Below are 7694 nucleotides of genomic sequence, written 5' to 3'. Positions count from 1 at the left end.
GCCCGCCGGGACCCGTCCCGCCGGGCCCGTCGCCCGAACCGGTGCCTCCCGGGCCGCCGCCGGACCCCTCGCCGCCCGGACCGCCGCCCGAGCCGAGCCCGCCCGCGCCCGATCCGGACCCGGTCCCGCCCGGACCGGAACCCGACCCGGTCCCGCCGACCCCGGGCCCCGGCCCGCCGGGACCGCCCGGCCCGCCCGCGACACCCGGCTGACGGACGCCCGGCTGACGGACGCCCAGGTGACGGACGCTCGGGTGCGGGCGTGTCAGGTCAGGCGGCGCGGCTGCAGTTCGGGACGCGGCCCGAGCGGCCGGTCCAGGGTCAGCGTCACCTCGCGCACGGTGACGCCGGTCGCGTCCGCCATCACCGGGTCGAGCTCCAGGCGCGCCACCTCGGGCAGGTCGTAGCCGAGGCGGGACGCGCGCAGCAGCAGGTCCTCCAGTGCCCTCAGGTTCACCGGCTCGGCACCGCGGTGCCCGAGCAGGAGCGGCGCCGTCCGGATGGCGCGGACCATCTCCGCCGCGTCCACGTCCGCGAGCGGCGACAGCCGGTGGGCGCGGTCGTCCAGGAGGGCGGCGGTCTCGTCGGCGATGCCGAAGGAGACCAGCGCGCCGAACGAGGGGTCCTCCCTGATCACGATGCGGGTCGGCACCGCGTGCGCGTCGCCTCCGTCGGCGACCTCGATGCCGTAGCAGGACAGCAGCTCCGCCGCCTGCTTCGGCGTGGCCTCCACCGGGCCGCCGCCCCCCGCGTCGAGCCAGTCGGCGACCAGGCCCCGCGCCCGGTGGCGGTCCACGTCGTCGAAGTTCGGCGTGGTCCCCGCGGGCCGCTTGCGCCACTGCGCGTAGCGGATCACGTACGCCATCGCCCGGACGGCGTCCTCCGGCGAGGGGTAGGACGGCACCGAGCCTTCCGCGGCCATCCCGTCCGGGCCGGCCACGCGCAGGTCGGCGGGCATGCCCTCGGTGCCCAGGTACGTCGCGGCGATCGGCTTCCTCGCCTCCGCGGCGAGCCGGAGGATCTTCTCGGGGACGCGGACGTCGAACCCGCCGATCGTCGGGGGCGTGAACAGCGCCACCACCGCGTCGACGCCGTCGTCGTCGAGCGCCGCGGCGAGGGCCGCCTCGTAGTCGTCGGCGTCCGCCCGCGGGCCGAGGTCGATCCGGGGCCGGACGTCGAGCCCGAGCGCGACCGCCTCGTCCTGCGCCAGCAGCCCCAGCGAGTTCGAGTTGTCGATGATCGCGACGCGGTCGCCGGCCGGGAGCGGCTGGTAGGCCAGCAGCTGCGCCACGTCGAACAGCTCCGAGAGGTCCTCCACGCGGATCACGCCCGCCTGCTCGAACAGCGCGCTGACCGCGTGGTCGGGCAGGGTCAGCGCGCGCGCCGCGTGCCCGATCGGGACGCCCTGCGTGCTGCGTCCGCTCTTGACGGCCACGATCGGCTTGCGCCGGCCGAGCCTGCGCGCCAGCCGCGCGAACTTGCGGGGGTTGCCCAGCGACTCCAGGTACAGCAGGACGGCCTTGGTCGCCGGGTCCTCCTCCCAGTACTGCAGGAGGTCGTTGCCGGAGACGTCCCCCCGGTTCCCGGCGGACACGAACGTGGACAGGCCGAGGCCGCGTTCCGCCGTCCGCTGCAGGATGGCGATGCCGAGCGCACCGGACTGGGAGAAGAAGCCCACCGGCCCCCGTCCCGGCATCGTCGGCGCCAGGGTCGCGTTGAGCCGCACGTCCGGGTCGGTGTTGGCGATGCCGAGGCAGTTGGGCCCGACGACGCGCATGCCGTAGGCCCTCGCCAGCCGGACCAGCTCCTCCTGCCTGGCGCGTCCCTCCTCGCCGATCTCCCCGAAGCCGGACGACACGACGATCAGGCCCCGCACGCCCTTGCTCGCGCACTGCTGCACGACCTCGTGGACGGCGTCGGCCCGGACGGCGACGACCGCGAGGTCCACATCGTCCGGGATCTCCAGAACGGACGCGTAGGCCCGCACCCCCGCGACGGCCACCGCCGTCGGGTGCACGGGGTACACGGGACCGGTGAAGTCGCCGGCCAGCAGGTTGCGCAGCACGGTCTGGCCGACGCTGTGCTCGGCCCGGCTCGCGCCGATCACCGCGACCGACCGCGGGAACAGCAGCCGCTGGATCGACCGCGACTCGGCCCGGTGCTCGCGGGCCGTCATGACCTCCAGCGACGTCTCGGTCGGCTCCAGGTCCAGGACGAGCTCGATCACGCCCTCCTCGAACCGCTGCTCCGCCCGGTACCCGGCCTCCCGGAACACCCGCGTCATCCGCCGGTTCTCGGGCAGGACGCTGGCCACGAACCGGCGCAGGCCCCGTTCCCGCGCCGCCGCCGCGATGTGCTCCAGCAGGACCGGCCCGAGCCCGCGCCCCTGGTGCGCGTCCTCCACGAGGAAGGCGACCTCGGCCGTCTCCGGCCGGTCGCCCAGCCGGTCGTAGCGGACGACCGCCACCATCTCCTCGCCGATCGTCGCGACCAGCGCGGCCCGCCGGTCGTGGTCGACGGTCGTGAAGTGCTCGACGTCGCGGTCCGACAGGTGGGGGCGCGGCGAGAAGAACCGGTAGTAGATCGACTCCGGGGACAGCCGCCCGTGGAACTCGCGCAGGATCTCGCCGTCGCCGGGCCGGATGGGACGCAGGTGGGCCGTCCCGCCGTCGCTGAGGACGACGTCGGCCTCCCAATGATCCGGATAACCCTCGGTCACGTACCCGAGGGTAAGGCACGGGCGCCCGGACGCCCGCGCCACGAAAAACCGTCCTTCCCGGCTTTCGCTGCGCGTTCGAGACCTAATCGGGGCCCCGAAGCTGTTACGGTCGTCCACACGCCCTGAATTGCCGCTCGCGCGGGCCGTGTTGATCGAGGTGATGACTCCATGACGCGCGTGGTCGTGGTCGGCGATCTGATGACAGACACCGTGGCGCGTGCCGCGTACCCCTTGGCCAAGGGGAGCGACACGCCCGCCGCCGTGACGACCCACGGGGGCGGCTCAGGCGCCAACGTGGCGGCATGGCTCGCCGTGGAGGGGATCGACGTCGCCTTCGTCGGCCGCCGCGGGTCGGACATCGCCGGACGTAACCGGGACATGGAACTGATGGGGTACGGCGTCGACGCCCGCCTCGTCATGGACGGGGAGCGCCCCACCGGCACCTGTGTGGTGATGGTCACACACAAAGGCGACCGGACGATGCTCTCCGACCCCGGCGCCAACGGCGCGCTCCTCCCCGAGGACATCGAGCGCTGCAAGGACCTCTTCACGCAGGGCACCCACCTGCACCTCTCCGGCTACGCGCTGATCAACGAGGGCTCCCGGAAAGCCGCCATCCACACCCTGGACCTCGCCCGCAAAGCACAGATGTCGGTCTCGGTGGACGGCGGTTCCTCCTCCCCCCTCAAGCGGATGGGCGCCGAGCCCTTCCTCGAGTGGACGCAGGGCGCCCGCCTCCTGGTCGTCAACGCCAAGGAGGCCGAGATCCTCACCGGCCGCGACAACCCGGAGCAGGCCGCCAAGGTGCTCACCGCCTGGTACCCGCAGGTCGTCATCACGACCGGCGAGGACGGCGCGCTCTGGTACACCAACGGCCGCCCCGAGCCCGTCACCGTCGGCGCCGAACCCATCGACAAGATCATCGATGGCACCGGCGCCGGCGACGCCTTCGTCGCGGGCTTCCTCCCGCCATGGCTGGACGGCAAGCAGCCCGCCGACGCGCTGACCGCCGGCTGCCGGCTCGGCGCCCAGGCCATGAAGCACCTGGGCGCACGGCCGACCCTCGACGTGGTCGACAACCAGATCAACTGACGCGCTCCCCAGCCCGAAGCGCGGGCTGGGGATTCGGCCTGTACCGCCCCGTCCGGGACGTCCCGTCCGCGGCTTCGTGCTTCATCGGGGATCGCTGCGGCGAACGGCGGGCGCACATCCCTTCCACATTCCATGTCTCCGCCCGCCCGGCGGCGACTCTCATGCTGTGTCCGTCGTGACATGGCGGAGATGCCGGAGCCCCCCTCCCCCCCGCAGATCGAATACCAGCGGGTAACACGCTCCGTGGCCAGGCGGTCACCGGCGTTCCATGAATTGTCGGCCCGGCACGGTCAGGCGATCGGGCTGTAGGTGCGGACGTCCTCCCTCACCGCCGCCCACAGGCGGTTGAGGGGATGGCCAGCGTCGTAGCGTTCGAGGTCGGCGCGGCGGACGAAGGCGCCGGTCATGAGCTCCGCCTTCGGCTCCAGGTCGTCGTGCAGCCCGATGGCGCGGAGCGGGACGGTGTCCGGGTCGTCCTGGGCGGCCATGCCGCGGCCGATCGAACCGGTGACGATCATGCAGCCGCGGACGAAGCCGGAACGCAGCAGGGACAGGCCGTAGTGCACGTCGTCGATGTCGGCGACGACGGTGAGGCGGTCGCGGAAGTTCGGCCCGTACCAGGTGGCGAGCAGGTCGGCGACGAGCCCCGCGGGCGGCACCACGAGGGGGACGCCGGCGAGCCGGCTGGTCTCGACCGGCGTGTCCGGCAGCTCGGACACCGGAAGGTTGGTGAGCAGCAGCGCCTGCCCCCGGGCGTACTCGACGACCTCGTAGTCCCGGAAGCGCAGATCGCCCTCCGGCGTGCTGACGATGCTGCCGCAGATGAGGTCGACCTGGCGGGTCTCCAGCCGCGACCACAGGTCCTTCGTGCGGACGTGGGCGACCTTGAACTCGACCTCGCGCTGCCGGAACTCCTCCGACACGCGGTTCCAGGCCCGCGAGACGATCGGGAGCGTGAACTCGGTCGTGCCGACGGTGAGCATCCTGCCGAGGCGGCGCCGGCTCCAGTGAATGGACTCCAGCCATTTCTCGAACGTCGTCCGCGCCAGTTCGACGGTGGTCTCGCCGGTCGGGGTGAACAGGAAATCCTTCCCGCGCCCCTGCCGGACGGTCAGGACCTCCCCGCAGAGCGTCTGGCTGTTGCGGTTGAGCGTGTCCAGCTGCTTCTGGACGCTGGACTGCTCGCGGCCGAGGACGCGGGCGGCCCGCAGCGCGGACCCCGTCTCGTGCACGACCAGGAGCGTCCGCAACTGGTCGAACGTCATGTCCAGGAGTCCGGACGGGCATTCGAGGAGCGCGTCGTAGGTCGGTGACACGGGCAGCGACATTACTACCTGTTCCGTCGTCCCCGCCGAAATGGCCGATTGGCCATCTGGGCGGGAAATGATGACATTTCCCGCTGAACTTATCTTAAGATGTTCTTGCAATCAACTGGACAGGGTTTTCTAACCTCTAGAACACTTTCCCTGGGCATGCCACTCCCCGCCGCCGTCATCCGTCCCATCCAGGACGGCGGCGCTCCCGGGCGCGCCCCGGCGGTGCCGGCCGCCGGGGCCGCCGCCCGCGACTCCCGTTCGCCGCGGCCCTTCTCCGCCGCGGCGCCGGGGCCGGACGCCGGTCCGTGCGCGGGGCCGCGCGCACGGACCGGCCCGATCGTCCCGCCCGCGCCCACGGGGGCGCGCGGGCGGGTGCCGCCGCCGGTGCCGGCGCGGGTCAGTTGGGGGTGGCGAGGACCAGGGGGAGGATCGGGCCGGCGCCGGATTCCCTGAGGAGACGGGTGGCCACGGTCATCGTCCAGCCGGTTTCGATGCGGTCGTCCACGAGGAGGACGGGGCCCGGCGTCTCGGCGAGGGCCCCGGCCAGGTCGGCGGGGACGGCCAGGGAGTGCCAGACGGAGCGGAGGCGCTGGGCGCTGTTGTGGCGGCGCGGGACCGGGTCGCCGAGCGGGGTCAGTTCGCCCAGGTGGGGCAGGCGGCCGATCTCGGCGATCCGGTGGCCGAACGTGCCGACCAGGCGCGGGCGGGAGCGGGACCCGATGGTGACGACGCCGGTCGGGCGGGCGGGCCAGTCCCAGGCGGAGAGCACCTTGACGACGGCGTTCACCAGGTCGTCGGGGACGTCGGTGTCGCCCCCGGCGAACAGGTCGCGGAGGCGGTTGCCCCAGCCGATGTCGGTGAGGCGTCCCAGGGCGCGGCCGGTTTCGGCCTGGAGTTCGATGCGGCCGGAGACGCCCAGGTCGTCCTTGACGCCGGTGGGCCACATGCGGCGGGGCGGCACGTCCACGCCGGGGCGGTGGAGGCGGTCGCGGGCCTGGGTGGCGCCTTCGCGGGTGACGTCGGCCGGCCAGTGGCGGCCCGTGCAGTTGTCGCAGCGGCCGCAGGGGGCGGCGGCGGGATCGTCCAGCTGGCGGCGGAGGTACTCCTCCCGGCAGGCGGACGTGGAGATGTAGTCGAGCATGGCCCGCTGCTCGCGGCGGCGTGCGGCGGTGACCCGCTCGTAGCGTTCGCGGTCGTAGGCCCAGGGCGCACCCGTGGACGTCCAGCCGCCCTTGACGCGGCGGACCGCGCCGTCCACGTCGAGGACCTTGAGCATCATCTCCAGGCGGGCCCGGTTGAGGTCGACCTGCGGTTCGAGGGCGCCGGTGGACAGGGGGCGCCCGGCGGCCTCCAGGACGTTGAGGGTGTCGCGGACGACGGGTTCGGGCGGGAACGCGAGGCTGGCGAAGTAGGCCCAGATGTCGCGGTCCTCCCGGCCGGGCAGGAGGATCACCTCGGCGCGGTCGACGCCGCGGCCGGCGCGCCCGATCTGCTGGTAGTAGGCGACCGGGGACTGCGGGGCGCCCACGTGGACGATGAACCCGAGGTCGGGCTTGTCGTAGCCCATGCCGAGGGCGCTGGTGGCGACGAGGGCCTTGAGCTTGTTGTCCTGCAGGTCCTGCTCGGCCTGGAGCCGCTCCGCCTGCTCGGTCTGCCCGGAGTAGGCGGCCACCTCGTGGCCGCGGTCGCGCAGGTAGCCGGTGATCTCGTGGGCGGCGGCGACGGTGAGCGTGTAGATGATCCCCGAGCCGGGGAGATCGGCGAGGTGCTCGCCCAGCCAGGCGATGCGCTGCTCCGCGGTGGGCAGGGTGACGACGGCGAGGTGCAGCGAGTCGCGTTCGAGCGCTCCGCGCAGGACGAGGGCGTCGTCGCCGGCGAGCTGCTCGGCGACGTCCCGGGTGACGCGGGCGTTGGCGGTCGCGGTGGTGGCGAGCACCGGGATGCCGGGCGGCAGCTCGGCCAGCAGGGTGCGCAGCCGGCGGTAGTCGGGACGGAAATCGTGCCCCCAGTCGGAGATGCAGTGCGCCTCGTCGACGACGACCAGCCCTGCCCCGGCGGCGAGCTTCGGCAGGACGAGGTCGCGGAAGTCGGGGTTGTTGAGCCGTTCGGGGCTGACGAGCAGGACGTCGACCGCGCCGGCCTCCACCTCGGCGAAGACCTGCTCCCAGTCGCCCGTGTTGGACGAGTTGATCGTGCGGGCGTTGATCCCGGCGCGGACCGCGGCCTCGATCTGGTTGCGCATCAGCGCCAGCAGCGGCGAGACGATCACGGTCGGGCCCGCGCCGCGCTCGCGGAGCAGCCGGGTGGCCACGAAGTACACGGCGGACTTGCCCCAGCCCGTGCGCTGGACGACCAGGGCCCGGCGCCGCTCGACGACGAGGGCGCTGATCGCCGTCCACTGGTCGTCGCGAAGCCGCGCGTGGTCGCCCGCGAGGGCGCGCAGGCAGCGCTCGGCCTCGTCCCGGAGTCCGTCTGGAGTGCTCATGCGTCCTTGGTACCAGCGGCCCGGAAGCGGTCGCACCAGAATCGCGTTCTGTGGAAAACCGGGGCGGGGGTACCGGGGCGTCC

Annotated in this window: 5 protein-coding genes; 2 read left to right on the top strand and 3 right to left on the bottom strand. The window is 73.3% G+C overall.

Annotated elements, in window-relative coordinates:
• Positions 1–212 (top strand): hypothetical protein (locus E1289_RS39250; protein ID WP_207929351.1); only part of this gene is annotated, 212 nt, incomplete at its 5' end.
• Positions 213–264: 52 nt separating this feature from the next.
• On the opposite strand, the gene E1289_RS35040 is transcribed toward E1289_RS39250, so the two are convergent.
• Positions 265–2718 (bottom strand): GNAT family N-acetyltransferase, encoded by a 2454-nt coding sequence (locus tag E1289_RS35040; protein WP_131988050.1) that lies wholly within the window; start codon positions 2716–2718, stop codon positions 265–267.
• A 168-nt stretch (positions 2719–2886) separates the two neighbouring features.
• Between E1289_RS35040 and E1289_RS35035 the strand changes: the two genes are divergently transcribed.
• Positions 2887–3810, top strand: a complete 924-nt coding sequence (locus E1289_RS35035; RefSeq protein WP_131988048.1) for a sugar kinase — start codon at positions 2887–2889, stop codon at positions 3808–3810.
• A gap of 290 nt (positions 3811–4100) precedes the next feature.
• Here the strand turns inward: E1289_RS35035 and E1289_RS35030 are convergent, their stop codons facing one another.
• Positions 4101–5126: a LysR family transcriptional regulator gene (locus E1289_RS35030; protein WP_243713370.1), complete on the bottom strand. Its 1026-nt coding sequence runs from the start codon at positions 5124–5126 to the stop codon at positions 4101–4103.
• 397 nt (positions 5127–5523) lie between these two features.
• A complete protein-coding gene (locus tag E1289_RS35025) occupies positions 5524–7611 on the bottom strand; it encodes a RecQ family ATP-dependent DNA helicase (RefSeq protein WP_131988046.1) in 2088 nt (695 codons plus the stop codon).
• Positions 7612–7694 lie beyond the last annotated feature (83 nt).

It is taken from the genome of Actinomadura sp. 6K520, assembly GCF_004349245.1.
In the GTDB taxonomy this organism is placed as follows: domain Bacteria; phylum Actinomycetota; class Actinomycetes; order Streptosporangiales; family Streptosporangiaceae; genus Spirillospora.
The sequence above is the reverse complement of the archived record's forward strand: the minus strand, read 5'-3'. Positions and strand labels throughout refer to the sequence as shown.